At 65.0% G+C, this 26,005-nt stretch carries 31 protein-coding genes and 1 tRNA gene; 15 read left to right on the forward strand and 17 right to left on the reverse strand.

Annotated elements, in window-relative coordinates:
- Positions 1–188 precede the first annotated feature (188 nt).
- Positions 189–1,004, reverse strand: a complete 816-nt coding sequence (locus FHW58_RS20085; protein ID WP_179674954.1) for a helix-turn-helix domain-containing protein — start codon at positions 1,002–1,004, stop codon at positions 189–191.
- 78 nt (positions 1,005–1,082) lie between these two features.
- Here FHW58_RS20085 and FHW58_RS20090 point away from each other — a divergent pair, with 78 nt between their 5' ends.
- Entirely contained in the window at positions 1,083–1,712 is a 630-nt protein-coding gene (locus FHW58_RS20090; protein ID WP_179674955.1) for a glutathione S-transferase family protein, read from the forward strand.
- A complete protein-coding gene (locus FHW58_RS20095; RefSeq protein WP_179674956.1) occupies positions 1,709–2,407 on the forward strand; it encodes a CPBP family intramembrane glutamic endopeptidase in 699 nt (232 codons plus the stop codon). The genes FHW58_RS20090 and FHW58_RS20095 overlap by 4 nt, the downstream gene beginning before the upstream one ends.
- On the opposite strand, the gene FHW58_RS20100 is transcribed toward FHW58_RS20095, so the two are convergent.
- The 6 genes from FHW58_RS20100 to FHW58_RS20125 are packed head-to-tail and all read right to left on the reverse strand — an operon-like array spanning position 2,379 to position 6,631.
- Positions 2,379–3,128 (reverse strand): substrate-binding domain-containing protein, encoded by a 750-nt coding sequence (locus tag FHW58_RS20100; protein WP_179674957.1) that lies wholly within the window; start codon positions 3,126–3,128, stop codon positions 2,379–2,381. The genes FHW58_RS20095 and FHW58_RS20100 overlap by 29 nt on opposite strands.
- 4 nt (positions 3,129–3,132) lie before the next feature.
- On the reverse strand, positions 3,133–3,525 hold the full coding sequence (gene speD, locus FHW58_RS20105) for an adenosylmethionine decarboxylase (protein WP_179674958.1): 393 nt from the start codon (positions 3,523–3,525) through the stop codon (positions 3,133–3,135).
- Positions 3,522–3,704, reverse strand: a complete 183-nt coding sequence (locus tag FHW58_RS20110) for a hypothetical protein (protein ID WP_179674959.1) — start codon at positions 3,702–3,704, stop codon at positions 3,522–3,524. The genes speD and FHW58_RS20110 overlap by 4 nt, the downstream gene beginning before the upstream one ends.
- Positions 3,701–5,170 (reverse strand): DUF4178 domain-containing protein, encoded by a 1,470-nt coding sequence (locus FHW58_RS20115; protein ID WP_179674960.1) that lies wholly within the window; start codon positions 5,168–5,170, stop codon positions 3,701–3,703. The genes FHW58_RS20110 and FHW58_RS20115 overlap by 4 nt, the downstream gene beginning before the upstream one ends.
- A gap of 6 nt (positions 5,171–5,176) precedes the next feature.
- Positions 5,177–6,232 (reverse strand): SPFH domain-containing protein, encoded by a 1,056-nt coding sequence (locus FHW58_RS20120; RefSeq protein WP_179674961.1) that lies wholly within the window; start codon positions 6,230–6,232, stop codon positions 5,177–5,179.
- Between the two features lie 12 nt (positions 6,233–6,244).
- Positions 6,245–6,631, reverse strand: coding sequence for a DUF350 domain-containing protein (locus tag FHW58_RS20125; protein ID WP_373996712.1), 387 nt, complete (start codon positions 6,629–6,631; stop codon positions 6,245–6,247).
- Between the two features lie 51 nt (positions 6,632–6,682).
- On the opposite strand from FHW58_RS20125, the gene FHW58_RS20130 reads away from it, so the two are divergent.
- From FHW58_RS20130 to gabD, 4 genes are read left to right on the forward strand one after another with little or no spacing between them, the layout of a single operon-like run.
- On the forward strand, positions 6,683–8,194 hold the full coding sequence (locus FHW58_RS20130) for a polyamine aminopropyltransferase (protein ID WP_179674962.1): 1,512 nt from the start codon (positions 6,683–6,685) through the stop codon (positions 8,192–8,194).
- On the forward strand, positions 8,194–9,804 hold the full coding sequence (locus FHW58_RS20135; RefSeq protein WP_179674963.1) for an NAD(P)/FAD-dependent oxidoreductase: 1,611 nt from the start codon (positions 8,194–8,196) through the stop codon (positions 9,802–9,804). Before FHW58_RS20130 ends, FHW58_RS20135 begins: the two co-directional genes overlap by 1 nt.
- A 13-nt stretch (positions 9,805–9,817) precedes the next feature.
- A complete protein-coding gene (locus FHW58_RS20140; RefSeq protein ID WP_179674964.1) occupies positions 9,818–10,660 on the forward strand; it encodes a polyphosphate kinase 2 family protein in 843 nt (280 codons plus the stop codon).
- Positions 10,661–10,671: 11 nt separating this feature from the next.
- A complete protein-coding gene (gabD, locus tag FHW58_RS20145) occupies positions 10,672–12,126 on the forward strand; it encodes an NADP-dependent succinate-semialdehyde dehydrogenase (protein ID WP_179674965.1) in 1,455 nt (484 codons plus the stop codon).
- Here the strand turns inward: gabD and FHW58_RS20150 are convergent.
- Positions 12,098–13,117: a PHB depolymerase family esterase gene (locus tag FHW58_RS20150; protein ID WP_229265418.1), complete on the reverse strand. Its 1,020-nt coding sequence runs from the start codon at positions 13,115–13,117 to the stop codon at positions 12,098–12,100. The two genes, gabD and FHW58_RS20150, sit on opposite strands and share 29 nt — an antisense overlap.
- Before the next feature lie 251 nt (positions 13,118–13,368).
- Here FHW58_RS20150 and FHW58_RS20155 point away from each other — a divergent pair, with 251 nt between their 5' ends.
- Complete coding sequence (locus FHW58_RS20155; RefSeq protein WP_179674966.1) at positions 13,369–13,974, forward strand: glutathione peroxidase; 606 nt, start codon at positions 13,369–13,371, stop codon at positions 13,972–13,974.
- Here the strand turns inward: FHW58_RS20155 and FHW58_RS20160 are convergent.
- The gene (locus FHW58_RS20160) at positions 13,971–14,900 is read right to left on the reverse strand and encodes a LysR family transcriptional regulator (RefSeq protein WP_179674967.1); all 930 of its coding nucleotides are present in this window, start codon (positions 14,898–14,900) and stop codon (positions 13,971–13,973) included. The two genes, FHW58_RS20155 and FHW58_RS20160, sit on opposite strands and share 4 nt — an antisense overlap.
- Positions 14,901–14,967: 67 nt before the next feature.
- On the opposite strand from FHW58_RS20160, the gene FHW58_RS20165 reads away from it, so the two are divergent.
- On the forward strand, positions 14,968–15,339 hold the full coding sequence (locus tag FHW58_RS20165) for a cupin domain-containing protein (RefSeq protein ID WP_179674968.1): 372 nt from the start codon (positions 14,968–14,970) through the stop codon (positions 15,337–15,339).
- Here FHW58_RS20165 and FHW58_RS20170 read toward each other — a convergent pair.
- Positions 15,320–15,718 (reverse strand): rhodanese-like domain-containing protein, encoded by a 399-nt coding sequence (locus tag FHW58_RS20170; RefSeq protein ID WP_179674969.1) that lies wholly within the window; start codon positions 15,716–15,718, stop codon positions 15,320–15,322. The two genes, FHW58_RS20165 and FHW58_RS20170, sit on opposite strands and share 20 nt — an antisense overlap.
- 91 nt (positions 15,719–15,809) lie before the next feature.
- On the opposite strand from FHW58_RS20170, the gene ftrA reads away from it, so the two are divergent.
- On the forward strand, positions 15,810–16,763 hold the full coding sequence (gene ftrA / locus FHW58_RS20175; RefSeq protein WP_179674970.1) for a transcriptional regulator FtrA: 954 nt from the start codon (positions 15,810–15,812) through the stop codon (positions 16,761–16,763).
- A gap of 25 nt (positions 16,764–16,788) precedes the next feature.
- Positions 16,789–17,148 (forward strand): DUF1428 domain-containing protein, encoded by a 360-nt coding sequence (locus tag FHW58_RS20180; protein ID WP_179674971.1) that lies wholly within the window; start codon positions 16,789–16,791, stop codon positions 17,146–17,148.
- A 54-nt stretch (positions 17,149–17,202) separates the two neighbouring features.
- Here the strand turns inward: FHW58_RS20180 and pabB are convergent, their stop codons facing one another.
- The 3 genes from pabB to FHW58_RS20195 are packed head-to-tail and all read right to left on the reverse strand — an operon-like array spanning position 17,203 to position 20,447.
- Positions 17,203–19,110: an aminodeoxychorismate synthase component I gene (pabB, locus tag FHW58_RS20185; protein WP_179674972.1), complete on the reverse strand. Its 1,908-nt coding sequence runs from the start codon at positions 19,108–19,110 to the stop codon at positions 17,203–17,205.
- A gap of 5 nt (positions 19,111–19,115) precedes the next feature.
- Positions 19,116–19,691 carry a nucleoid occlusion factor SlmA gene (gene slmA, locus FHW58_RS20190; RefSeq protein WP_179674973.1) on the reverse strand — a complete coding sequence of 192 codons (576 nt, stop codon included), beginning with the start codon at positions 19,689–19,691 and terminating at the stop codon, positions 19,116–19,118.
- Between the two features lie 30 nt (positions 19,692–19,721).
- Complete coding sequence (locus FHW58_RS20195) at positions 19,722–20,447, reverse strand: pyrimidine 5'-nucleotidase (RefSeq protein ID WP_179674974.1); 726 nt, start codon at positions 20,445–20,447, stop codon at positions 19,722–19,724.
- Positions 20,448–20,491: 44 nt separating this feature from the next.
- Here FHW58_RS20195 and FHW58_RS20200 point away from each other — a divergent pair, with 44 nt between their 5' ends.
- Positions 20,492–21,373 (forward strand): TraB/GumN family protein, encoded by an 882-nt coding sequence (locus FHW58_RS20200; protein ID WP_373996717.1) that lies wholly within the window; start codon positions 20,492–20,494, stop codon positions 21,371–21,373.
- A 23-nt stretch (positions 21,374–21,396) separates the two neighbouring features.
- Here FHW58_RS20200 and FHW58_RS20205 read toward each other — a convergent pair.
- A tRNA-Thr gene (locus tag FHW58_RS20205) sits at positions 21,397–21,471 on the reverse strand.
- 49 nt (positions 21,472–21,520) lie between these two features.
- Entirely contained in the window at positions 21,521–22,447 is a 927-nt protein-coding gene (gene argB / locus FHW58_RS20210; protein WP_179674976.1) for an acetylglutamate kinase, read from the reverse strand.
- Between the two features lie 114 nt (positions 22,448–22,561).
- Between argB and FHW58_RS20215 the strand changes: the two genes are divergently transcribed.
- The 3 genes from FHW58_RS20215 to FHW58_RS20225 are packed head-to-tail and all read left to right on the forward strand — an operon-like array spanning position 22,562 to position 24,145.
- Complete coding sequence (locus FHW58_RS20215) at positions 22,562–22,777, forward strand: cysteine-rich CWC family protein (RefSeq protein WP_179674977.1); 216 nt, start codon at positions 22,562–22,564, stop codon at positions 22,775–22,777.
- A 20-nt stretch (positions 22,778–22,797) separates the two neighbouring features.
- A complete protein-coding gene (locus tag FHW58_RS20220; protein WP_179674978.1) occupies positions 22,798–23,226 on the forward strand; it encodes a hypothetical protein in 429 nt (142 codons plus the stop codon).
- Between the two features lie 13 nt (positions 23,227–23,239).
- Positions 23,240–24,145, forward strand: a complete 906-nt coding sequence (locus FHW58_RS20225) for a hypothetical protein (RefSeq protein ID WP_179674979.1) — start codon at positions 23,240–23,242, stop codon at positions 24,143–24,145.
- Here the strand turns inward: FHW58_RS20225 and FHW58_RS20230 are convergent, their stop codons facing one another.
- Both FHW58_RS20230 and FHW58_RS20235 read right to left on the reverse strand, forming a co-directional pair.
- A complete protein-coding gene (locus tag FHW58_RS20230; RefSeq protein ID WP_373996713.1) occupies positions 24,146–25,279 on the reverse strand; it encodes a PHB depolymerase family esterase in 1,134 nt (377 codons plus the stop codon).
- 8 nt (positions 25,280–25,287) lie between these two features.
- Positions 25,288–25,701: a CopG family transcriptional regulator gene (locus FHW58_RS20235; RefSeq protein ID WP_179674980.1), complete on the reverse strand. Its 414-nt coding sequence runs from the start codon at positions 25,699–25,701 to the stop codon at positions 25,288–25,290.
- A gap of 151 nt (positions 25,702–25,852) precedes the next feature.
- On the opposite strand from FHW58_RS20235, the gene FHW58_RS20240 reads away from it, so the two are divergent.
- Positions 25,853–26,005, forward strand: a complete 153-nt coding sequence (locus FHW58_RS20240; RefSeq protein ID WP_308937278.1) for a DUF1289 domain-containing protein — start codon at positions 25,853–25,855, stop codon at positions 26,003–26,005.

Here is a 26,005-nt window from a genome sequence, read left to right on the forward strand (position 1 = left end):
TGGTTCTCAGCCAAATAGTGAATCGCATCATCAAGCATGAGCCGCAGGTTAACAGGCTCTTCTTACGTTTACAACACCGCAAAATAAAAATGCCGCTCAGTCTTAACTGAACGGCATTACAGCCTCGGCTGCCTTTTTTTATTGCTGATGGCCGAGGCAGGCACGCACGATCGCGGTATCGTGCGAGGTTATTCGGCCTTGCAATTGCGGCGGTATTCGGCCGGCGGTTTGCCGACCAGTTTTTCGAAGTCGGTGGTGAAGTGGGCCTGGTCGTAGTAGCCGAGCTGCTGGGCCAGCGCGGCCAGGTCGATGTCGCTGCCCTTGGCCAGCAGGTCGGAGGCATCCAGCAGGCGGTTGCGGCGGATGACCCACTTGGGCGTGGCGCCGACGTAGTCCTTGAACAGCATCTGCAGCTTGCGCACGCCGATGCCGACCTGGTCGGCCAGCTGCTGCACCTGCGTGATCCCGGCGTTGTGCTCGATCGCCAGCAGGATGCCGCCGATACGCTCCTGCATCGGGTCGACCGCCGGCAGGGCGGTGCGGATGATGGCGCTGGCGGCGGCCACCATGGCGGCGTCATCGGCCGCGTTCATGACGCTGCGTTCGGCGTCGGCATCATCGCAGTCAAACACGGCCGACAGCGGCAGTTGGCGGTTGGTGGCGGTCTGCACCGGCTGGCGCAGAAAACCGCGAAACGCGCCCGGCCGGAAGCGCAGGCCCAGCACGCGGCCGCTGTCGCGCAGCGTGTACTCGAAGGCGCCGGTCATGACGCCAAACACCGCCGTGCGGCCGGCGTCGAACACCACGTGGATGCACGGCGAGGGCAGGGTGCGCTGCACGTGCACCACGCCGTCGGGCAGCGTCCACGCCACCAGCCAGAAGTGCTCGATGAACGGCGCCAGGTCGGCGTCCGGCGCAAACGTCTCCAGCCGGAACATCTTTTCGCCGGCCGCCGGATTTACCACACCGCGTGTCGGACGCGGTACACTTTGCAGCGTTGTCATAAGGCGTTCGCGTTTTTACAAGACGCCCATCTTAGCAAGAGTTATCGTGAGTTTTCCATCCACCACCAGGAGAAATTCATGGCACCGCAACTGACCTTGTACCACTGCCCCCACTCGCGCTCGACGGGTGTGCTGACGCTGCTGGAAGAATTGCACGCGCCCTACGACCTGCATGTGATGAACATGAAGAAGGGCGAAAACCGCGAGCCGGCCTACCTGGCCGTCAACCCGATGGGCAAGGTGCCGGCGATCCGCCATGGCGACGCCATCGTCACTGAACAGGTGGCCATCTACCTGTACCTGGCCGACCTGTTTCCCGAGGCCAAACTGGCGCCGCCGCTGGGCGATCCGCTGCGCGGCCCGTATCTGCGCTGGATGGCCTTTTACGGCAGCTGCTTCGAGCCGGCCATCGTGGACCAGTGGATGAAGAACCCGCCGGCCGACAAGACCGCCTGCCACTACGGCGACTTCGACACCATGTTCAACACGCTGGTCGAGCAACTGGGCAAGGGCCCCTACCTGCTGGGCGAACAGTTCAGCGCGCTGGACATCCTGTGGGGCACGGCCTTCGGCTGGATGATGATGTTCGGCCTGGTGCCCAAGCTGCCGGTCATCGAGCAGTACGTGCAGCGGGTGAGCAACCGGCCGGCCGCCGTCGCCGCGCGCGAGAAAGACGCCGCGCTGGCGGCGGAACAGGCTATCGCATGACCATGTCCGCCAGCGTTGCGGGCGTGCTGCTGTCGCTCGGCCTGCCCACGCTGTTCGCCTTCCTCTACCGCGAGGGCAAGCGCCAGCCGATGAACCTCCGGCGCCACCTGCTGACGATGTGGGGCTGCTGCCTGGCCGTGGTGGCCTGGGTGCTGCTGTGGGAGCGACGCCCGCTGGCCAGCATCGGCATCGTCGCCGACAACCATGTGGCCTGGCTGATCGGCGTGGCGTTGGGCGCGACGGTGCTGGCCAGCTCGGTGCTGTCGGTCATCCAGGCCAGCAAGGGCGGCAAGGCGGCGCTGCCGGCCGACTCCGAGGCCGGCCTGACGCGGCTGATGGCCACGCCCGCCTGGTTTCGCTGGGCGGTGGTGCTGACCGCCGGCGTCAGCGAAGAAATCCTGTTTCGCGGCTATCCGATCGAGCGTCTGGCCGAACTCAGCGGTAGCCTGTGGCTGGCCGCGCTGGTGCCGCTGGCGGTCTTCACGCTGGCGCACCTGAGCGGGTGGTCGCCCGGCCACCTGGTTGGCGTGCTGTTCGGCGGCGGCCTGCTGACCGGGCTCTACCTGTGGCAGCGCGACCTGGTCGCCTGCATGATCGCCCACATGCTGATCGACTCACTGATCATCTTCCTGCCGGCGCTGCTGAAAAAACTGGCAGCGCGCCAGCCTACAGCGGCTCCAGTCCGCGCGCCTTGAGGATGGCCTTGGCGGCTGGCTGCGCGAGGGCGTTGACGAAGGCCTGGGCGGCGGCCCGATCGCTCGCCGCTGCCGAGGGCGCCGCTGAAAAGGTCGAATACACCTGCACCTCGGCCGGCAGCGGACCGGCGAACTGCGCCTCCGGGGCATCGAAGATTTCGCTGATCTGCGTGAACCCCATCTCCGCCTGACCAGCCGCCACCGCCTGCGGTGCGGTGATCTTGCTAATGATGACGGTCTTGGCGTTCATGGTGTCGGCGATGCCGAACTGCTCGAAGATTTTTTTCATGGTTGGCCCGGTCGCGCCCTGGGCCGAGTACGAGATCGATTTCGCCGCCAGCAGCGTGCGCTTGAAATCTTCCGCATTGGCCATCGCTGGCTGCGGCGCGCCCCTGGCGACCGCCACGCCGACGCCGCTGCGCGCGACAGCAATCTGCCCCGCCCCATCCAGTTTGCCTTGCTGGATCAACTCATTCAACGCGGCTACGGTCAGAAACGCCACGTCGGCATGGGCGCCTTTTTCGATCTCGGATTTCAGTTCGCCGGTGGTGGCAATGCGCAGCGTCACGTGATGGCCGCTGCTGGCTTCAAACGCCGGCACAATTTGCTCCAACGCCGATTTGGCCGCGACGGTGGCGAAGACGGTGATGTCCGCCGCCCGCGCGCCGCCCGATGCGGCCAGCAGGAAGGCGGCTGTGGTGACAAAGCGATGGCTCATCATCGGGTTACGCTCCTGTGCCGGGCACCGCGGCGCGGGCATGCCGGTGGATGTTGGTTTGCGCAGCGTCTGGCTGCAGCGCACTGGTGATGAGAGCGAGCGCTAACTCCGGCTGGGCGCTGCCGCACATGAAGATGTCGGCGGCGGCGAAGCCGCATTCGGGCCAGGTGTGGATGGTAATGTGGGATTCCGCCAGCAGCACCACGCCGGTCACACCCTGGCCTTCGCCAAAGGCGTGGAAGTGGCTGAACAGGATGCGCGCGCCGGCCGCTTCGGCGGCGTCGCGCAGCAGCGTTTCGAGCAGCGCGCAGTCGCTTAATTTTTCGGCAGGGATGCCATTCAGGTCGGCCAGCACGTGGGTACCGGAAGCGACGTGGGCCGGCAGCGATTCGCGCTTCACTTGTGGCCTCCGCCGCCCGAGCCGCCGCCCCAGCTGCCGCCGCCACCGCCGGTGTGCGAGCTCCAGGCGCTGCCGCCGTAACCGTAGCCACGCGAGGCGCCGCCGCCGGCCATCCGCGTCCAGCTGCTGCCGGCGCTGAACAGCACCACGATGACCGCGTAGATGAAGAATCTGCTCATGAGTTGTCGTTGTTGTCGAGAAAGGTCGCCGGCAGGTAGATCGCCAGCGCGGCGATGACGGTGATGAACCAGGTGCCGGAGAAGTTGAACAGCAGCGGCACCGCGTTCAGCACCAGCATGAACCAGATGATGTACTTGGCCGTCGTGCGATAGCGGTTGTTGCCAAACGGCTTGCTCTTCGACGGCGCCTTGACCTTGCCCTTGAAGCCGTCGCCAAACCACATCGCCAGCTGGTCGGCCGATACCGGCGAGGAGCGCGACCAGGTCATCTCGCTGGCGGTGGTTTCAGCGGCCAGGCGCAGCTGGCCGGCCTGGAATTCCGCCACCTGCGCCGTGTCGCCCACCGACACGCGCCAGTTGAAGGCGCCCACCGCGTAGGTCACTTTGGCCTGGTAGCTGTACAACGCCGAATACTGAACCTTATTCACCAACACCTGCGACGCGCCGGGCGTGTACGTCATCGGCCACTCCGGCAGCACGTTGGCGCCGGACCAGCCGTCTTCGGTCAGCACCAGCCACGAGAAGCCGGCGCGCGGCCCGTACATCAGGTATTCGTCCCACGCGTTGCCCTCGTCGTCGGCGCGCCGCATCATGCCGATGATGGAGAAGTCCTGGTTGTTGATGTTGGCGGTCGCGCCCAGTTCCAGCATCAGCGGCTCGGCCGCCACGCGCTCGCCGACCGCCACCACCTGCGCTTTCGGGCTGGCGGCGTCGATCTGCGTGGCGCAGGCCGGGCACACCAGGTTGGCGGTGATGCCGGGCAGGTATTTGATTGGTGTGCCGCACGACGGGCAATCCAGCGCCGACAGCTTGCCGCGATAGCGTCCGGCGGCGCGCTGGATGGTGTCGTCGTCGCGCAGCAGCTGGCATTGCAGGCTGTCCAGCGTGACGGCAATGCCGGTGTAAACCACCGGCTCCGGGCCGTCGGAGTAATCGAGCGTGATGAATTCCAGGCCGCGGCGGAAGTCGGCCACCCTGGCCTGGTAGCCGTCGCCGACCTTGAACGGCAGCTCGCCCTGGCCGCCGATGCAGTCGGCCACGCGGATTTCTGCTGCCGTGTACACGCCATTGCCGATGCCGTAACTGCGGCCCGGCACCAGCGCCTCGAATGGATGCGTGTTGATGTCGCCGTCGTATTCTGCGGTGATGGTGTACATGCCGGACGAATCGCCCAGCCATGAGGTTTTGCCGTCGTCGAACAGCAGATACCACTCGTTCCACATGCCCGCCGAATAGCGCAGCTGGATGCGGCCGACCACGGTGAACGGCCGGCCACCGAGCACGCCGGCGGTGCCGATCTGGATCGGCGAATAGTCCTCCAGCACGGACGACATCTTGCCGAGGTCCTTGACCGCGTCCGCATCCTTGAGCACCCGCGTGCTGCAATATTCGCAGACCGCCATGACCGAGGCGTGCGAGCGGAAGGTGACCTCCGCGCCGCAGCTGGGACAGGAAACGATTTGCATGCAGTGTTAGCCGATCAGTTTTTTCAGCAGTTCGGCCTTGGTGCTGTCGTAGTCGGCGGCCGAGATCAGGCCTTTGTCGAGCAGCCCCTTGAGCTTTTCGAGGCGCGCTTCGATCGAGTCCTCGGCCGGCGCGGAACCAGTGGCGGAACCAGCGGCGGGAGCTGCCGGCGCGGCGGCTTGCGGCGCCAGCGTGCTGCCCAGCGTCTGGCCGATCACCTGGCCCACCGTCACGCCGGCACCCAGGCCGGCGCCGATGCCGGCCAGGCCGCCCTCGTTGCCGGCCGCCAGCGGGATCGAACTCGCCACCTGGTACTTGGTGAAGCCGGCCAGCTTGTCGGCGCTCATGCCGCCCTTCATGCCGGCCGAGATGCGCTCGTCCAGCGCCGCCTGCAGTTCTTCCGGCAGGCTGACGCTGGCCACGTTGAATTCATCCAGCGCGATGCCGTAGCGCGCGAAGGCGGTGGTCAGGTCGCCTTTGACCTGCTGCGCCATCAGCGCCTGGTTGGCCGCCATGTCGAGGAAGGGCACTTGCGACGCGCCCACCGAACTGGCCATGGTCGCCATCAGGATGCCGCGCAGCTGGTCTTCCACCTCGTCGCGGGTGTAAACCTCGCGCGTGCCGCTGACCTCCGTGAAGAAGGCGCGGGCATTGGTCACGCGGTAGGAGTACATGCCGAAGGCGCGCACGCGCACCATGTCGAAGTCCTTGTCGCGGATGGTGATCGGCTGCGGCGTGCCCCATTTGCGGCCGGTCTGCACGCGGGTGCTGAAGAAGTAGACGTCCGACTTGAACGGCGAGTCAAACAGCTTATCCCAGTTTTTCAGGTTGGTCAGCACCGGCAGAGTGCGCGTGGTCAGCGTGTGGGTGCCGGGTCCGAAGACGTCGGCCACCTGGCCCTCGTTGACGAACACCGCCACCTGCGATTCGCGCACCACCAGCTGGCCGCCGTTCTGGATCTCCTGGTCGGCCATTGGATAGCGCCAGGCCAGCACGCCGTCGGTGTCCTCGTTCCACTGCAGTACATCGATAAACTGCTTCTTGATAAAGCTGCCGATACCCATGATGGTCCTCGCTCAGGAAATGCCGGCGCCGTTGATCACGCCGATGGAAAGGGAAATGGCGCCCAGCAGGCCGCCGAACGCCGTGTTGTTTGCTTCGATCTGGTCTTTCGACATGTTCAGCACCCGGGTGGTGATGGCGTAGGCCAGCATCTGGATCAGCATCGCGCCGAAGGCCCAGGCGAAAAACTGCTGGTAGTCGAGCGTATGCATCAGCGCCGAACCGATCGTGATGGAAAAACCTATCAGTGCCCCGCCCAGCGATAGCGCCGCCGCCTGGTTGCCTTCGCGGATCAGCTTCACCTCGTCGAAGGGCGTCATCCAGGTGTAGGCCTTGAAGAACACGGCCAGCAGCACGGCGGCCAGCAACAGGTGAATCAGATAGTTTAGGATGGCGGGCACGGCACACCTTCAGGTAAAGTATTTACTTGATAATAATGCAAACGAGTGGAAATGACCAAAAAGATTCTGATTTTGTCCGTGTTTGTCGTGGCGTCCTGTGGACTGGCGTACGAGCTGATTGCCGGTGCGCTGTCCAGTTATCTGCTGGGCGACTCGGTGCTGCAATTTTCCACCATTATCGGATGCTATCTGTTTGCCATGGGCGTCGGCGCGCACCTGTCCAAGTACGTCAAGGACGAGGATGTACTGGCGCGCTTTGTCGACATCGAGCTGGCCGTCGGCCTGATTGGCGGCGTGTCGGCGGCGGTGCTGTTCCTGACCTTCTCGTGGATGGCGGCGCCATTCCGCACGCTGTTGTACACCATGGTGTTCCTGGTCGGCGCCTTCGTCGGCATGGAGGTGCCGCTGGTGATGCGCGCGCTGAACGCGCGGCAGACCGCCTTCAATGAACTGGTCAGCAAGGTGCTGACCTTCGACTACCTCGGCGCGCTGGCGGTGTCGCTGCTGTTCCCGCTGGTGCTGGCGCCGCATCTGGGCCTGGTGCGCACCGGCTTTTTGTTCGGGATGCTGAATGTGGGCGTGGCCCTGTGGACAATCAAGGCTTTTTCCACAGAGCTGAAAAACGTCACCGGCCGCTTGCTGCGTGCCAGCGCGGTGCTGTGCGCGCTGGTGTTTGGCTTCGCCTTCGCCGACAAGCTGACTTACTGGGGCGAGCATGGCCTGTTCGGCGACGAGATCGTGTTTGCCACCACCACGCCGTATCAGCGCCTGGTCATCACCAGGTGGAAGGACGATACGCGCCTGTACATCAACGGCAACCTGCAGTTCTCGTCGCGCGACGAGTACCGGTATCACGAAGCGCTGGTGCACCCGGTGCTGCAGCCGATGCCGTGGGCGAAGCGCGTGCTGGTGCTGGGCGGCGGCGATGGCCTGGCGCTGCGCGAGATCCTGCGCTATCCGAACATCGAGCATGTGACGCTGGTCGACCTGGACCCGGCCATGACCGGCGCCTTCACGCGCCGCGAGGAACTGGTCAAGCTCAATCACGGCTCGTTCAGCGACAAGCGCGTACAGGTGATCAACGCCGATGCGGCCATCTGGCTGCAGCAGAATGACGATATGTTCGACGCGGTCATCGTCGACTTCCCCGATCCTTCCAGCTTCGCGCTGGGCAAGCTGTATTCGGTGCCGTTCTACGGCATGGTGCGCAAGCACCTGGCGGCGAATGGGCTGATGGTGGTGCAATCGACGTCGCCGTTCTTCGCGCCGCATGCCTACTGGACCATCGATGCCACGCTGCGCGAAGTGGGCCTGAAGACTTATCCGTATCACGCCTATGTGCCGTCGTTCGGCGAGTGGGGCTTCATCCTGGCCACGCCGCAGGCCAGCTACACGCCGCCGACCAGTTACCGCCTGCCGATGCGCTACCTGAACGCCGACACCACGCGCGAGATGTTCATCTTCCCGCCCGATATGAAGCCGCTGCCGATGGAACCGAACCGTCTCAACACCCAGTCGCTCGTGCATGAATTCGAGCAGGACTGGCGCCGGGTGATCCGCTGATGCAGCGCCGTTCCTTCCTCGTGTGGGCTGGCGCTTCCGGACTGGCCGCCGCCGGCAGCGGACTGGCGTTCCAGCGCTGGCAGGAGATTACGCCCACCGTGCATTACGTCGGGCGCGACGAGGGCCATTACCTGCGCGACCGCCGCTTCATTCCGCCGCCATCGCAAGTGATCCACACCGATGTGGCGATTCTCGGTTCCGGCATGTCTGGCCTGGTGGCCGGGTGGAAGCTGAAAAAGCTGGGCAAGACCGATGTGCTGATGATCGACGGTCCGCAACCATACGGCAATGCGGCCGGCGGCGCCTTCGGCGAATACGAATATCCGACCGGCGCCCACTATCTGCCGCTGCCGTCGCCGGAATCCACGCATGTGCGCGAAATCCTGGCGGACCTCGGCATCATCCAGAAGGACGCCTTGGCGGAAAAGCCTTACTACGACGAGCGCTTCATCCTGCACGCGCCGGAGGAACGGTTGCTGTTCAACGGCCACTGGCAGGACGGCTTCATTCCCACCGATGGCGTGCCGCAGTGGGAGCGCGATGAGCACAAGCGTTTCTTCGACGAGGTGCGCCGTCTGCGGCAGCTGCATGGCGCCGATGGCCGCCGCATTTTCGTGTTCCCCACCGTGCTGTCGTCGGAGGACGCCGAGTGGCAGGCGCTGGACCGCATCTCGCTCAAGCAGTGGATGGATCAACACGGCTACGAGTCGCCCACGCTGCACTGGTATCTGAACTATTGCTGCCGCGACGACTACGGTACCCGCTATGACAAGGTGTCCGCGTGGGCCGGTCTGCATTACTACTGCAGCCGTTGGGGGCAGGCGGCCAACGCCGGCAATGGCGCCTGGCTGACATGGCCGGGTGGCTTGCAGCCGCTGGCTTCCGGCATCGAGCGCGCGGCGGCGGTCAGGCGCATGGCGGGAACGGCGGTGTCGCTGAAGAAGACCGCCGACGGTGTCGAAGCGCTGTGCTTCAAGCTGGAAAACGGCCAGCCGACCAGCTATCTGGTGCGCGCCCGTAAAGCCATCTGCGCGATGCCGACCTATGTGGCGGCGCGGGTGGTGGAGAACATCGGCGACTACGGTTTCGACGCGTCGAAGCACGCGCCGGAATATGCGCCGTGGATGGTGGCGAACTTCCTGCTCAAGCGCTTCCCCGACGAGCTGCCCAGCCAGCCGCTATCGTGGGACAACGTGGTGTACAGCGAGCCGGGACTGGGCTTCGTGGTCTCCACCCACCAGGACATCCGCGTGCGGCCGCCAGACAAGACGGTGTTCAGCGCCTATGTCGCGCTGTCCGACCGCAAGGCCAGCACGGCGCGCCACTGGATGGCGTCCGCCAAGCCGGAGGAGCTGCTGGCGCTGGCCAGCGCCGACCTGCACACCGCCTATGGCGCGCAATTTGCCTCCTGTGTGGAGCGGGTCGACATCACCCTGAGGGGGCATGCGATGGCTGTCCCTTGGCCCAATTTCCGCAGCAACGCCGGCATGCGAGCATTGCGCGAGGTGGATGGTCCCATCCTGTTTGCCCATGCCGACCTGTCGGGTTTCTCGGTGTTCGAGGAAGCCGCCTGGTGGGGATACCGCGCGGCGCAGTTAGCCGCGCAATGATAAGCTCAATACCATGACACATAATGCCCGACAGCGCTTCCGCGCCACCCCAAAACTGAAGCTGCGCGACAAGGACGCGGACGATGCCGCCTTCTCCAGCCGCGCCGCCAATCCGAAACTGAGCAAGTCCAAGGCCAAGGCGCTGGACCTGGAGCGCACCGCCGCGCTGATCGACCGCATCGCCGCGCTGCAGGACAAGCTGTACGCGCAGCACAAGCAGAAGGTGCTGCTGGTCCTGCAGGGCACGGACACCGGCGGCAAGGACGGCACGGTACGCGCGCTGTTCAAGGGCATCAGCCCGATGGGCTTGCGCGCGGTGGCGTTCAAGGCGCCGACCGAGACCGATCTGGCGCACGATTACCTGTGGCGCGTGCACCAGCACGTGCCGGCCAAGGGCGAAATCGCCATTTTCAACCGCAGCCACTACGAGGATGTGCTCATCACCAAGGTGCAAGGCTGGATCGATGACGACGAATGTGCGCGACGTTACGCACAGATCCGCGATTTCGAACGCATGCTGGCGGAAACGGGTACAGTGATCATCAAGGTATTCCTGCACATTTCGAAGGAAGAACAGCGCGAACGCCTGCAGGAACGACTGGACGATCCGGACAAGCAGTGGAAGTTCAATCCGGAAGACATCAAGCAACGTGAAAAGTGGGACGACTATCAGCGCGCGTACGAGAAGGCGATCCGCGAGACGGACGCGCCGCATGCCCCCTGGTACGTGGTGCCGGCCAACTCCAAGACCCATCGCAACCTGGTGGTCGCCAGCCTGCTGCTGGAAACGCTGGAAGGCATGGACCTGCATTATCCGCCGCCGCATCCCGATCTGTCGTCCTTCACCGTGGAGTAAGGAGATGACGAATGCTGCAATTGAAAGACCCCGGCCTGCTGCGCCAGCAGGCTTACATCAACGGCGAGTGGACTGACGCCGACGGCGGCGCCACGCTGCCGGTCACCAATCCCGCCACCGGCGAACAAATCGGCACCGTGCCGGTGATGGGCGCGGCCGAGACCCGGCGCGCCATCGATGCCGCCAACGCCGCCTGGCCGGCGTGGCGCAAGAAAACCGCCGCCGAACGCGCGCGCATCCTGCGCAAGTGGAATGACCTGATCCTGGAAAACACCGACGACCTGGCGCGGCTGATGACGGCGGAGCAGGGCAAGCCGCTGGCCGAGTCGCGCGGCGAGGTGGCGTATGGCGCCTCGTTCATCGAGTGGTTTGGCGAGGAGGCCAAGCGCGTGGCCGGCGACACGCTGCCTTCGCCGTGGCCGGACCGCCGCATTCTGGTGACCAAGGAGCCGATCGGCGTGTGCGCCGCCATCACGCCGTGGAACTTCCCGATCGCCATGATCACCCGCAAGGCCGGCCCGGCGCTGGCGGCCGGCTGCCCGATGGTGCTGAAGCCGGCCGAGGCCACGCCGTATTGCGCGCTGGCGCTGGCGGTGCTGGCGGAACGGGCCGGCGTGCCGCCGGGCGTGTTCAGCGTCGTTACCGGCAAGTCGAAGGACATAGGCGGCGAGATGACCGCCAATCCGCTGGTGCGCAAGCTGACCTTCACGGGCTCCACGCAGGTGGGCAGGCTGCTGATGGAGCAGTGCGCGCCGACCATCAAGAAGCTGTCGCTGGAACTGGGCGGCAACGCGCCGTTCATCGTGCTCGATGATGCGGACCTGGATGCGGCGGTGGAAGGCGCCATCGCCTCCAAGTACCGCAACGCCGGCCAGACTTGCGTGTGCGCCAACCGCATCTACGTGCAGGACGGCGTGTACGAGGCCTTCGCGCAAAAGCTGGTGGCGGCGGTGGAAAAGCTCAAGGTCGGCAACGGCGTCGAGGAGGGCGTGACGCAAGGGCCGCTGATCGACGACAAGGCGGTGCAAAAGGTCGAGCAGCACGTGGCCGACGCGCTGTCCAAGGGCGGCCGGCTGCTGTTGGGCGGCAAGCGCCACGCGCTGGGGCACAGCTTCTTCCAGCCGACCGTGATCGCCGACGTCCACGCGGACATGCTGGTGGCGAAGGAGGAAACCTTCGGCCCGCTGGCGCCGCTGTTCCGCTTCCAGACCGACGAGGAGGCGGTCGCGCTGGCCAACGCCAGCGAGTTTGGCCTGGCCAGCTACTTCTATGCGCGCGACGTCGGCCGCATCTGGCGCATGGCCGAGGGGCTGGAAAGCGGCATGGTGGGCGTCAACACCGGCCTGATTTCCACCGAGGCGGCGCCGTTCGGCGGCGTCAAGCAATCGGGCCTGGGGCGCGAGGGCTCGCACCTCGGCATCGAGGACTACCTGGTGATCAAGTACATCTGCCTCGGCGGCATATGACCACCAGCGGGGCGGTGCCGCTCAGCCGGTCCACCATGCGTTTGATGGCCGCCATCTGGCGGCCGTTTTTTTGCGCGTAGCGCGTGTCGTCGTAGGCCCACCAGTCCCAGCACCCGCGCGGGTTGGCGTAGGTGGCAGCGGTTTGCGGATACAGGATGAGCAGGCGGTTGTTGTCGGCCCAGGCGTTGTAGCCGGCGTGGCGGATGAACAGGGTGCCGATGGCGTTCGGGTTCTGCTGGCAGCCGTGGAAGGCGACGTGCAGCCGGCAGCCGCCGTTGTCGCATCCCGGCGGCACGTACAGGTAGCCTACGTCCGCCATGCCATGCCAGCGCGGTGCGGCGATGAACTCTGACTGGTCGAAGGCGATGAAGCGGCCGGTCAGCGTGCCGGTGTTGCGCGCGGCCAGCGCGCCGTAGATCCAGGTGAGCAGTTCGCCGGCGGCGTCGTAGTTGCAGTTGTTGATGTAGGGCGAGCCGAGCGCCGAGCAGTTGTTGCCGTAGCTGTCGGTGGGCATGGCATGTTCGGCGGCGAGCGTGCGCTGGTAGGCGATGCGGTTGGCGTCGATGTAATGGCGGTAGTAGCTCAGCAGGTCGTTCATCACCGGCTGCGGCACCACCGAGTCGATGCTGCCGGACAGCATCCAGATGCGGTGGCTGGCCAGCGCGCTGGTAGCGTCGATGCTTTGCGCGGCGGCGAACCAGTCGGTGAGGGCGATCAGGTCCGGTACGCGGGTGCCGCCGGGGCGCACGCGGCAGGAGAAGTAGTCGTTGGTGCAGCTGCAACTGGTGGTGGCGGTGTAGATGCTGCCCTGCGCGCAGAAATACGGGCCGCCGGCGATGATCCCGGCGCCGACGACGGTGCGCGAGAACGCCACCTGGAACTGCACCGCCATGTACGCGCCGGACGACAGGCCGGAAACGCTGACCTGGCCGGCGCCGAGCGCCGGCAGCGGGATGACCTGGGCGCACGCCACGCCCGCGAGCCACAGCAAGCACCACAGCAAGCATCGCAACAAGCATCGCAACAAGATTCGCATAGCTACCTCCGCCGCACGCCCGTCATTCCCGCGCACGCGGGAATCCATGCTGAGCTTGCGTTCCATGGACCGCGGCAGCGGACCGGCCGCCTGCGGGAATGACGACGATAGCGCGGTCGGTCGCAGGTTGCTTAATCTGGCCCAATCGTGCGGGGGGAACTAATTTGGACTAGAATGATTTTTTCTCATTCTTTCCGGTCGACACCATGTCCAAGACTTTCGCCCAGCTTTGCCTCGTTTCCTCGCTGACCGCCCTGGCCAGCGCCTCCGCGTTTGCGCAAGCACCTGCCGCCGCCCCCGCCGCTGCGCCAGCGGCGACGGCCCCGGCCAGTTGCCCGGCCATCCTCAAGCAGACCTTCAAGCGTCTGCAGGATGATGCCCCACAAGACCTGTGCCAGTACGCCGGCAAGGTGGTTCTGGTGGTCAACACCGCCAGCTACTGCGGCTTCACCAACCAGTACGAGGGCCTGGAAGGCCTGTACGCCAAGTACGGCAGCAAGGGCCTGGTGGTGCTGGGCTTCCCGTCCAACGACTTCGGCCAGCAGGAGCCGGGTTCCAGCAAGGAAATCGCGGATTTCTGCTACAACACCTACGGCGTGAAATTCCCGATGTTTGCCAAGTCGGTGGTGTCCGGCAAGGAGCCTAATCCGCTGTTTGCCAACCTGATCAAGGCGACCGGCAAGGCGCCGGCCTGGAACTTCCACAAATACCTGATCGACCGCCACGGCAACGTGGTCAACAACTTCGGCAGCAAGGTCACGCCGAGCGACAAGCAGCTGGTCAGCGCCGTCGAAAAAGCACTGGGCTCCTAAGCCTGATGCTGCTGGCCGGCGCGCTCCGGCCAGAAATGTCGCCGCGCGACGTCGAGGAAGGCATCGGCGGTTCTCGGTAGCCAGCGGCTGGCGGCATACAGCAAATTCAATTCCAGCGGCGCTGGCCGATATGGCTGCAGCACCTCCACCAGCCTTCCATCGGCAATCTCGGCCGCCACCAGCATCATCGGCAGCTGCGCCAGGCCGAAGCCGGCCAGCGCCGCGTGCGCCAAGGCCTGGCCGTCGTCCAGCACGGCGCGCGGCTGCCAGCCGTCGGCGCCCGCCGGTAATGCCAGCGGGCGTATCCTGCCGCTGCCAGGGCGGCGAAACAGCAAACCTTCGTGTGACGCCAGCTGCGCCGGCTGTTGCGGCGTGCCGGCGCGCGACAGATAGGCTGGCGCGGCGCAGATGATGAGCGGCGTGGCCGGCAGCGCCAGCGCGCGCAGATTGCTGTCTTTCAGGCTGCCGAGGCGCAGCGCAAAGTCGTTGCGGTCGCGCACCAGGTCACTGTAATCGTCGCTGATGTTCAGGTGCAGCTGCACTTGCGGACAGGCGGCGCGGTAGGCGTCCAGTAGCGGCGTCAGCCAGGGCAGCGTGCCGGACGGGATCGACAGCGACAGCTGGCCGCCCAGCTCCGCCGGCGCCGTCAGCTGCTCGTGCACCCGGTCCAGTTGCGCCAGCAGATCGGCATAGGCGACATAGGCTTCCTGACCGCGCTGGGTGGGCGTCAGATGGCGGTTGTCGCGCGCCAGCAGCTGCGTGCCCAGTTCCGCCTCCAGCCGGGCGATGTTCTTGCTGACCGCCGACGGCGTCAGGCCCAGTAGCTTGGCGGCGCTGGTGATGCCGCCGGTGCGCACGGTCTGGACGAAGGAGCGCTGCTTCATCAGCTCGGGCGTGTTGACTTTGAGTCCAATCGGTTTAGACATGGTGTGCCGTTTCGTTCCTGCGGGGTGGCCCCGATAATAACTTCACTGTTATCCACAAGGAACCCCCATGGAAGTCCGCCACCTCGATATGATCCCGGCCGTTGCGCTGCCGGGCCTGACCCACCAGACGCTGGCTTCGGCCGCGCAGGGCATCCGCGCGTTTGAAATCTGGCAGCAGTCGCTGGGACCGGGTGTGGCCACGCCGCTGCACCGCCACGATTGCGAGGAAGTGATTGTGTTCACCGGCGGTAGCGGCGTCATGCATCATGCCGGCAGCGCTACCCCGGTCGGCGCCGGTACGGTGCTGCTGTGCCAGCCCAATGAGCTGCACCAGATCGTCAATACCGGCAGCGAAGAGCTTACGCTATATGGCGTGCTGGCGGTATCACCCGTTCCGGTGGTCGATGCAGACGGCCAGCCTATACCGCTGCCCTGGTAAGCGCAAAGCCTTCGTCGAGCCAGCCGGTGATCCCGCCCGGCATCACCTTGACCGGGCGGCCCAGTTGCGCCAGCCGTACGGCGGCGCGGGCCGCGCCGTTGCAGTGCGGTCCGGCGCAGTAGACCACGAACAGCGTGTCGGCCGGGAATTCGGCGATCTTCGAGCCGATGATCTTGCGGTGCGCCAGATCCAGCGCGCCCGGCACGTGGCCGGCGGCGTATTTCTCGCTGCCGCGCACGTCCAGCAGCACGAAGTCCGGCTGGCCGCCGGCCAGCACGTCGTGCACGTCCCAGCAATCGGTTTCGTAGCGGAAGCTGGCTTCGAAGTGGGCCAGCGCGGCGGCGCTGTCGGCGGCGGGAATGGCGGTAACTCGGGACATCGGTTTCTCCTGTGACGTTGAGCGCTCATTGTGCGGTCGCGCCGCTGCGGCCAGAAGTGGCGCATAGGCCAATCTACGGTAAGATTGCGCCATGAAAAAACATCTGGTGGTGGCGCTGGCATACGATCGCCTGTGCACGTTTGAGTTTGGCTGCACGGTCGAACTGTTTGCGCTGGAGCGTCCGGAACTGGGCGTCGACTGGTACGACTTCGCCGTCTGCGCCGTGGAGGAGGGGACTATCCGCGCGGCCGGCGGCATCACCGTGCAGGCGCCGTTCCGGCCGGAGCTGCTGGCGCTGGCGGACACCATCATCATTCCCGGCTGGCGCGATGCCGATGAGTTGCCGCCGCCGCCATTGCTGGATTGGCTGCGCGCGGCCCACGCGCGCGGCGCGCGCCTGTGTTCGATCTGCTCGGGCGTGTTCGTGCTGGCGGCGGCCGGGCTGCTGGATGGCCAGCGCGCCACCACGCACTGGCGCTATGCCGAGAAGCTGGCGCAGCGTTATCCGCTGATCGAGGTGCAGCCGGATCACCTGTATGTGGATAACGGCCAGGTGATCACTGCCGCCGGCTCGGCTGCCGGGCTGGACATGCTGCTGCACCTGGTGCGGCGCGACCATGGCGCCAAGGTCGGCAACCTGGTGGCGCAGCGGCTGGTGGTGGCGCCGCACCGCGAGGGCGGCCAGGCGCAGTTCCTGCCGCGTCCGATGGCGCAGGGTGAGCAGGGGCGTTTGTCGAAGCTGATGGACTGGCTGCGCAGCCATCCGGCGCTGCCGCACACCGTGGCCAGCATGGCCGAGCGCGCGGCCATGAGTCCGCGCACCTTGCAGCGGCAATTTCAGCAGGCGACTGGTGTGGGACCGGTCGAGTGGCTGATCCGCGAACGGGTGGCCATCGTCAAGGAGATGCTGGAGGAGCCTGATGTGCCGCTGACGCAGATCGCCGAGCGCGCCGGCTTTGGCTCGGAGGAATCGCTGCGGCATCATTTCCGCCGGCTTGCCGCCACCACACCGGGCGCTTACCGCAAGCGCTTCGTGCTACGCTGACCGTCTCACAACCTGGGAGACAGCCATGGCTTACGTAGACGGTTTTGTGATTCCGGTGCCCAAGGACAAACTTGCGGCGTACAAGACAATGGCGCAGGAATGCGGCGCGGTGTGGAAGGAGCACGGCGCGCTGGAGTTCCGCGAGACGGTGGCCGACGATGCCCCGCCCGGCAAGTTGACGTCCTTTCCGCAGAGCGTGATGCTGGAAGAGGGCGAGGTGGTGGTGTTTTCGTGGATTATTTTTGCCTCGCGCGCCAAGCGGGATGAGGTCAACGACAAGGTCATGAACGATCCGCGCGTGGCCGCGTACATGGATCCGGCCAATATGCCGTTCGATGGCAGGCGCATGATTTACGGCGGGTTTGAGATGATCGTCGATCTGTAGACGGCACCCCTGCACCCCGCACACCGCTGCGGCCAGGGTCTGACCCCGCAGGGGTCAGACCCTTTCGGTCGGGGTACTGATGACAGCGCGCACTACGCCGCGCAGCGCGTTGCAGACCACGAGCGCTTCGGCGCGTGCCAGCATGGCGCGGGTGATGACCCCTTCGCCGGCGTTCCAGTCGGGATCGTCCAGCAGCACGCCGCGCATCACGCCGGGCAGCACGCCGGCACTCAGCGGTGGCGTCAGCCACTGGCCATTGATGCGGACGAACACGTTGCTGCGCCCACCCTCGGTCAATTCGCCGCGCTCGTTGAAGAACAGCGTGTCGAAGGCACCGTGCGCCTCGGCGTCGCGCCAGGCGAGGTCGTAGCGCTGGCGGATGCTGGTTTTGTGGCGCAGGAACAGGTCGCCGCTGCTGGTGTGGTCCTCCGCCAGCAGCACGCGCACCGGCTCGTTCAGCGGCGCCAGCGGCGCGTGCTGTACCGAGAACGCGCCGGAAGCGCTCAGCGCCAGGCGCAAGCGGTACGCCGCATGCTGCCGGTCCAGCATTGCGCAGGCGGTGTCGAGATAGGCGTCCGCTGCTTTCGCGTCCCACGGGAAGCCGAAGTAGGCGGCGGAGGCGGCCAGCCGTTTCAGGTGGCGCTCGCGATGGCGTACGCCGTCGCCGGGCGTGGCGCGCATGGTTTCGAAGATCTCGAAGTCGTTTTGCAGGCCGGTGAGGAAGCGCGCCTTGAGTTTGCATTCGGCGTATTCCTCGCCGGCGTCGCTGTCGAAGACGATGCCGGCGCCAACGCCCATTTCTCCATGGCGCACGCCGTCCGCGCCTTGCGCTTGCAGGGTCAGCGTGCGGATCGGCACGGACATGCAGAAGTCGCCCAGCGTGCGCGCCGCTGGTGGATCGAACCAGCCGATCGCGCCGGTGTAGATGCCGCGCGGGTCCGGCTCCAGTTCGCGGATGATTTCCATGGTGCGGCGCTTGGGCGCGCCGGTGATGGAGCCGCAGGGATAGAGCGCGTCGAAGATGTCGTGCAGCGTGGCGTCGTCGCGCAGTTGCGCGGTGATGGTGGAGGTCATCTGCAGTACGCTGGCGTAGCGCTGCACTTCAAACAGCGCCGGCACCTCCACGCTGCCGGTGACGGCCACGCGGGCGATGTCGTTGCGCAGCAGGTCGACGATCATCAGGTTCTCGGCGCGGTTCTTGGGATCGGCGGCGAGGGCCTGGGCGCGTTGCAGGTTGTCCTCGCGCTGCGCCGGCGGGGCGGCGGGGGCGGTGCCTTTCATCGGCCGCGCGGTGAGCACGCCGTCGCTGTGGCGCACGAACAGTTCGGGCGACAGTGACAGCACGGCGCTGCCGTCGTCCAGCGCGATCAGCGCGCCGTAGGGCACCGGCTGGCGGGCACGCAGGCGCGCGTACAGCGGGTGGATGCCGCCGAATGCGTCGAAACGCAGACGGTAGGTGTAGTTGACCTGGTAGGTGTCGCCGGCGGCGATGTAGTCGTGGATGCGCGCCAGCGCGGCGTTGAACGCTGCCTGGTCGATATTGGCGCGGATGTTGGCGATGCCGGCCGGCCGGTCGATCGGGAACGAGCGCGCGGCCAGCCAGTCGCCGACTTCCCGCGCGCTGAGATGCGCGCAATCGCGGAACAGCACGATCTGTGCGAGCGGCTCAGGCGGCGTGGCGCTCGCCGCGGCCACGGTTGCGGCAGTGGCCGCGCTTGGCGGCACCTGGTGCGGCGCCAGCGCCAGCAAGGCTTGGCCCAATTCATAGCGACACACGGTCACCGCGTACTCGCCGCGCGCGAGCGCCGCCTGCATCTGCGCCAGCAGTTGCGGCCACTGGGCGATGTCGTCGCAGCGCAGCGTGGCGATGTGGCCGGTGTACAGGCGCGAACGGGCACCACCCTGGTCGTTGTCGGCGCCGGGGCTGGCGTCATCCAGCAGGGCAAATACGTCGGTGTTCATGCTGGTTACGATAACAGCAGCGCAATATGCAGCGCCGCGTCCTGCGACGGATTGTTCTTGAAGCCGCTCTTGGCATAGCGGTGCCAGCGGCCGATGACGAAACTGGTCAGCATCGCCGCGCGCGCGGCGGTGTCGGCTTCGTGCGCCTGGCCTTCGCTGGCGGCGAGGCGCAAGGCCTGCTTCAGCGCCAGCTCCACGCGGTCGTAGAACTGGTTCATGCGCAGCTGCAGGCGCTCGTCCTCATTGACCAGCGCGTCGCCGATCAGCACCCTCGTCATGCCCGGATTCTGGCTGGCGAAATTGAGCAGCATGCCGACGATGTCGCGCGCCTGCGCCAGGCCGTCGTTCTGGCGCTCGGCGATCTGGTTGATCAGGCCGAACACGGTCGATTCGATGAACTCGATCAGCCCCTCGAACATCTGCGCCTTGCTGGCGAAATGCCGGTACAGCGCGGCCTCGGAAAACGCCAGCTTGCGCGCCAGCGCGGCAGTGGTGATCTTGTCGCCCTTGGGCTGTTCCAGCATCTCCGCCAGCGCCTGGAGGATTTGCAGACGGCGCTGGCCTGGCGGTGTGCTTGCCATATGTTCTCGCGAGTTGAATAAAAGTGATGGTCAGCGCAAGTGGTGCAGGCGCGACGGCAGGTTGCGGACAGATTTTACTTTGACATCGACATAAGCGGGCCGAATTAATCTTTTCTGCGGATGCGCCAGGCCGGCGCTGTCGCCGATCGTCAGGTACTGCGTGACCCACGCGGTGCGCATGCCCAGCTCGCGCGCGCTGCGCAGATTGGCCAGCGTGTCTTCCACCAGGATGCAGCGGCGCGGCGTCAGCTGATGGCGGCGCATCAGCCGTTGCAGCATCAGCTTCGAAGGCTTGGGCCGCATGTGGCGGTGTACCGTCATCGCCTCGACCGCGATGTGGTGGTTGAAATGGCGCTGTAAGCCGAGGTGGCGCAGCACTTGCGACGAGTAGCGGTGCGGCGCGTTGGTCAGCAAAATTTTACGACCGGGCAGGCGGCGCAGCAGCTGGCGCAAGCCGCGCTCGGCGCGGATCATGGCGTGGAGGTCATCGAAGCGGTGGGTGGCATCGAGAAAGTGTTCAGCCTTGACGCCGTGGTGCTTGACCACGCCCAGCGTGGTGGCGCCGTAGCGCTGCCAGTACAGCGTGCGGGTGGCGTTGACCAGCTCCTCGCTGGCCGGCGTGACGCCGTCGCCCAGCAGGCGCGCCAGATAGCTGTTCATGCCCGCCATGATGGCCGGGAAGATGGCGTGCGAGGCGTTGTGCAGGGTGTTATCCAGATCAAACAGCCAGACGGGTGTGGAGCGGGTAATATTCACGTCATCTCTATCAGTAAAGGTCACGAATGCGCCGCCAGATTATAGTGTTGTTCTGTAGTTTGTTCCTGTTTGCCCTCGGCCCCGCGGTGGCGGTGGAGCAGGGCGCGACGCCCAACCGGGGGGCGCTGTTCAAGGTGCAGCAGGATGGGCACACCTTGTATTTGTTCGGCACCATCCATGTCGGCGCCAGGGACTTCTATCCGCTGGAGCCGCGCCTGGCCGGGCTGCTGAAGAACGCGCCGGTGCTGGCGCTGGAGATCGATCCGTTGGCCGATCAGCAGAAGCTGGCGCGCTCGGTGCAGCAGTACGGCATCAGCGCCAAGGGCTCGTCGGCGCTGTCGCCGGAATGGCGCCAGCGCCTCAACCGCCTGCTCAAGCAGTACAACATCGCGCCGGAGACGGTGGCGCCGATGAAGCCGTGGCTGCTGGCCAGCGTGCTGACGGTGAGCGAGTTCGGCGCGCAGGGTTATGACGCCGCGCTGGCGGTGGACGCGTACCTGGCGAAGCAGGCGCACGACGCCGGCCAGAAAGTGCTGGAGCTGGAATCGCCGGACAGCCAGATGGCGCTGTTCGACAAGATGACGCCGGCCGAGCAGTTGACCTTCCTGCAGGAAACCATCGCCGGCATCGAGGACAAGGAGCAGGCCGACCAGGCGCGCGAGATCGCCGAGGCCTGGCGGCACGCCGACGTCAAGGCGCTGGATGCGCTGGCGCTGAAGGCGGAGGGCGACGACAGCCTGTCGGGCCGCTTCATGCAGAAGGTGTTGCTGGAAGGCCGCAATCCGGCGCTGGCCGACGGCATGGTCAAGCTGATGGCGCGCGAAAACAACAGTGTGGCGGCGATCGGCGTGCTGCATCTGATCGGCAAAGCGAGCGTGCCGGAACTGCTGCGCAAGCGCGGCCTGACGGTGGAGCGGATTTACTAAGCTGGGAAGGGTGCTGCGAGGAGTGGTGCCCTTGACGTGGATTGAACACGTGGCCTCTCCCTTACCAAGGGAGTGCTCTACCACTGAGCTACAAGGGCATGTGAAAATGTGGCGGTTTCACCGATTGCCGGCGAGACCGCCTTTTTTTCAGTGAGACCGGATCATAGTGCCAAATGCCTGTTCGGTCAAGACTTCCAGCAACAAAGAGTGCTCAATGCGGCCATCGATGATGTGGACGGTGTTGACGCCGGACTTGGCGGCGTCCAGCGCTGATGAAATTTTGGGCAGCATGCCGCCGGAAATCGTGCCGTCGGCGAACATCTCGTCGATCTCGCGCGCCGACAGGTCGGTCACCAGGTTGCCCTGCTTGTCCTGCACGCCGGCGATATTGGTCATCATGATCAGCTTTTCGGCCTTGAGGATTTCGGCGATCTTGCCGGCGACCACGTCGGCGTTGATGTTGTAGGCCTGGCCGTCCTGGCCGAAGCCGATCGGCGAGATGATCGGGATGAAGGCGTCGTCCTGCAGCGCCTTGACCACGGCCGGGTTGATCGCCTCGATTTCGCCGACGAAGCCGATGTCCAGCGTCTGGCCTGGATTTTCCTTGTCCGGCATGGCCATCTTGCGCGCGCGGATCAGGCCGCCATCCTTGCCGGTCAGGCCGACCGCCTGGCCGCCGTAGTGATTAATCAACATCACGATGTCCTGCTGCACTTCGCCGCCCAGCACCCATTCGACGACTTCCATGGTTTCTTCGTCGGTGATGCGCATGCCCTGCACGAAGGTGCCCTGCTTGCCGATTTTCTTCAGCGCGTTGTCGATCTGCGGACCGCCGCCGTGGACCACCACCGGATTCATGCCGACCAGTTTGAGCAAAATGACATCGCGGGCGAAGCCGTGTTTCAGGCGTTCGTCGGTCATGGCGTTGCCGCCGTATTTGATGACGATGGTTTTGCCGTGGTAATTGCGGATGTACGGGAGAGCCTCAGCCAGAATTTGCGCCTTGATCCGTGGTTCAACGGCGGTCAGGTCGTCGGCGTCATTGCCTAATTTCAGATTGGTCAGTTGGGTCATGGCGATTCCGGTAAGAAGATTTTGGGCGCAATTTTACAGCCTCTGGCTGCACTCAAGCACGCATTATAGGGCCATCCGGTTGTAATTTCCCGGAAGCTCCGATACGCTGAAGCCATGAGTACCTGTTCCCGCTGCGGCGCGCAGTTTTCCTGCGCCATGAAGGACGCCGACGCCGCTGCCGCGCAACCGTGCTGGTGTACCTATCTGCCGGCCGCGCTGCCCGTGCCCTCGGACGCCGGCGCCAGCTGCTGGTGCCCGGCCTGTCTGCGCCAGCACATCCTTGATCATCCTCAAACGCCCCCGGCGGCGGCCTCGGACAATAGCGCATAACCTTCACCGGAAGCGCTGACATGAACCCGACCTCGCTTGACAACCACAGTGGCGGTGGCCACGATGGTCATCTGGCCCGCATCGTGCGGCTGGAGACCGATATGAATAACGTGACCGGCGTTCTTGCCGCCCTGCAGCGCACGCAAGAGCAACACTTTCAATACACGCTGACGCGCTTCGACGACCTACGTGACCGGATTGACCAGCTGTATGTCAACACGCAAGGACAGATAAGCGGCCTTCAAAGCCGGATCGACCAGGTATATATCAACACGCAAGGACAGATAAGCGCTCTTCAAAGCCGGATCGACCAGGTGCATTTGCACACGCTGGAGCGGATAGAGCGCCTGCAGGACCGGATGGATCGGCACACCCTCTGGCTGATCGGCCTGATGTTGGCCAACATTACCGCTATCGCCGGCGTGTACGCGCGCATGTTGTTGGCCTGAGCCAGAGCGGAATATGAACCCGCCCTCGCTTGACAAGCCCAGTGGCGCGGCGGACGATGACCAGATCGTCCGCATCGTGCGGCTGGAGACGCAAATGGACCACGTCACCAGCGCGCTGGCGTCCTTGCAGCGCGCGCAGGAAGCACATCATCAGGCCATGCTGGCCGGATTCGCCTCCCTGCGTGACAAAATCGATGTACTCCGCGACGACACCAATGCCCGCTTCGAGGCGACAACGGAACGATTCAATCGCGCGCTGGTCGAAACATCTGAACGATTCGAGCGTTCTCAAGCAGAAATAGTTGCCCGGTTTGATCGCTCTCTTGCCGAGACAGCCACCCGGCTTGAGAATTCGCAGGCCGAGACAGCCAATCGTTTTGACCGTACCCTTGCCGAGACAACCACCCGGCTTGAGAATTCGCAGGCCGAGACAGCCAATCGTTTTGACCGTGCCCTTGCCGAGACAGCCAGCCGGCTTGAGAATTCGCAGGCCGAGACAGCCAATCGTTTTGACCGTGCCCTTGCCGAGACAGCCAGCCGGCTCGAGCATACCCAAGCCGCGACAGCCAGCCGGTTTAACGGTGCTCTGGCCGAGACCGCCAATCGGTTTGACCGTGCTCTGGCCGAGACAGCCACCCGGCTTGAGCATTCTCAGGTGGAGACAGCTGGTCGGCTCGACCGTTCTCAGGCCGAGATAATCGTCCGCTTCGAGCATTCCCAGGCGGAGGCCGTAGCGCGATTTGATCGTTCGTTGGCGATGGCCATTGAGCGCTTTGACCGGGCGATCGATCGTCAGGATAAGCGCATCGACCATCTGAGCAATCGCATCGACCGGCTGGTCTCCTGGATGGCCGGGCTGATGATTACCAATGTGCTGGCGGTGGTCGGCCTGATCCTGCGCGCCACCGGCACGATCTGATCAGCTCACGTTGCGGAAGAAGCGCAGCATTTCGCGGCTGGCATCCGGCCCCTTGGCATCGGTATAGCTGCCAGACGCGCTGCCGCCCGACCAGGCGTGGCCCGCGCCGTGCACCACCCAATGCTCGCCCAGCGTCGACCCGTCCGCCTTGGTGTGCGTGGTCTGCGTGTAGCGATAGCCATTCGGCACCGCGCCCGAGCGCACCAACGGCCGCGCGCCGCGATGATGATGCAACCGCTGCGCCATCACCTGCTCGCCATTGCTCGGATTCACCGTGGTGTCATGGTCCCCATGGAACACAATGATCGGCTGCGACCCATTGCCCGCCTTGGCCGCCTGCTTGACGCCACGCTTCATGGCCGTCAGCGCCGACGGCAAATCCTGTGCCGAAGCAAACGGCAAGCCCGAATGCACGCCCACCGCCGCAAACAATTCCGGATACAGCGTGCCGGCAATCACCGCCATCGCCCCGCCAGCCGACAAGCCCGCCACATACACCTGCCGCGCATTGACCGCATACTCGTCGATGACCTGGCGCGCGATGCCGGCGATGATGGACGGCTCCCCTTGTCCGCGCTGCTGGTCGATGGCGTTGAACCAGTTCCAGCACTTGGAGTGATTGGCCTGCGCCGTCTGCTCGGGATACACCACCAGCCAGCCCAGTTCCTCCGCGCGCTGGTTCATCTGCGTGCCGGCGGCGAAGTCATCCGGATTCTGCGTGCAGCCGTGCAGCATCACCAGCAGCGGCATGGGCTGGCCGCGATAGCTGGACGGAATGTACAGCTTGTAGTTGCGCGTGCCGGCATGGTTGGTATAACTGCCGCTGACAAACTGCGCCCCCGCCGGCAGCGGTTGCGCCGGCGCCGGATGCAGCAGCGAACCGACATCGATGGCCCGCTCCAGATTGGCCTGCAGATCGATCTTGATGCCCATGCGGTTCAGCATGTCTTGCGCGAACTCGGCCGGATGCGTGGCCGGATTCGGCTGCTGGCCGGACTCCGGCACCGGCGTCGGGGGCGCCGCGTTCGGCGGCGGCGGATTAATATCACGCATGGTCTGGCGTCGCACAGGCGCGCCCTTGTGGAACATCTGCTGCGCAGCTTCGCGCATCTGGGTGAGAAAATTGAGCTTCATGGCACTCCTTAATGGATGCGCGTCGCCAGGGCAGTCTTGAGAACAGCGCTGGCATGCAGCGAGCCGAGTACAAAAATGGATTCGATAGTCGCCAGTGCCAGTTCGACCGACACGTCGCTGGCGATGCTGGCCAGGCCCAGCACCTGGATTTGCAGCCGCTCCCCCGCCGCCTGGATTGCTTCCAGGTCGGCGCGCGAATAATGCTGCATGCCCAGTACCAGACTCTTGCGCGCCACGGTCTGCCTGACCACCTCGGCGTGCTGGTTCAGCTGATTGCGGATTGCCGTGCGTATCAGATCGGTACGGTTGGAGTAAAACCCTTCCTGTACCAGCAGGTCAATCTGTCCTAAGTCGATGGGACCGAGATTGATGGTGATTTTTTCCGATTCGGCAGTCTTCAGCTTGATTTCTTGTTTGGCCACAGTGTCTCCATCCGAGCACCATCTATATGGATGGTAAGTCTACGCCGACTGCGCCCCGCGTCAAGCGGCTTCGCGGCATAATGACGCCATGAGTGAAGCCGCTAACACTATTCCGTCCCCGGTGCCGTCGCCTTGTGTCAGTTTGTGCAAGATGGACACGGACCGGCGCTATTGCATGGGCTGCCTGCGCACCCTCGAGGAAATTGTTGCCTGGGGCCAGGCCGACGATGAGTTCAAGCGCGCCGTGTGGGCCGAACTGCCGCTGCGCCGGCAAACCATCCGTTTCGACGACGAGGAGCAATAA

Origin of the sequence: Duganella sp. 1224 (genome assembly GCF_013408245.1) — a bacterium.
GTDB lineage: Bacteria > Pseudomonadota > Gammaproteobacteria > Burkholderiales > Burkholderiaceae_D > Rugamonas.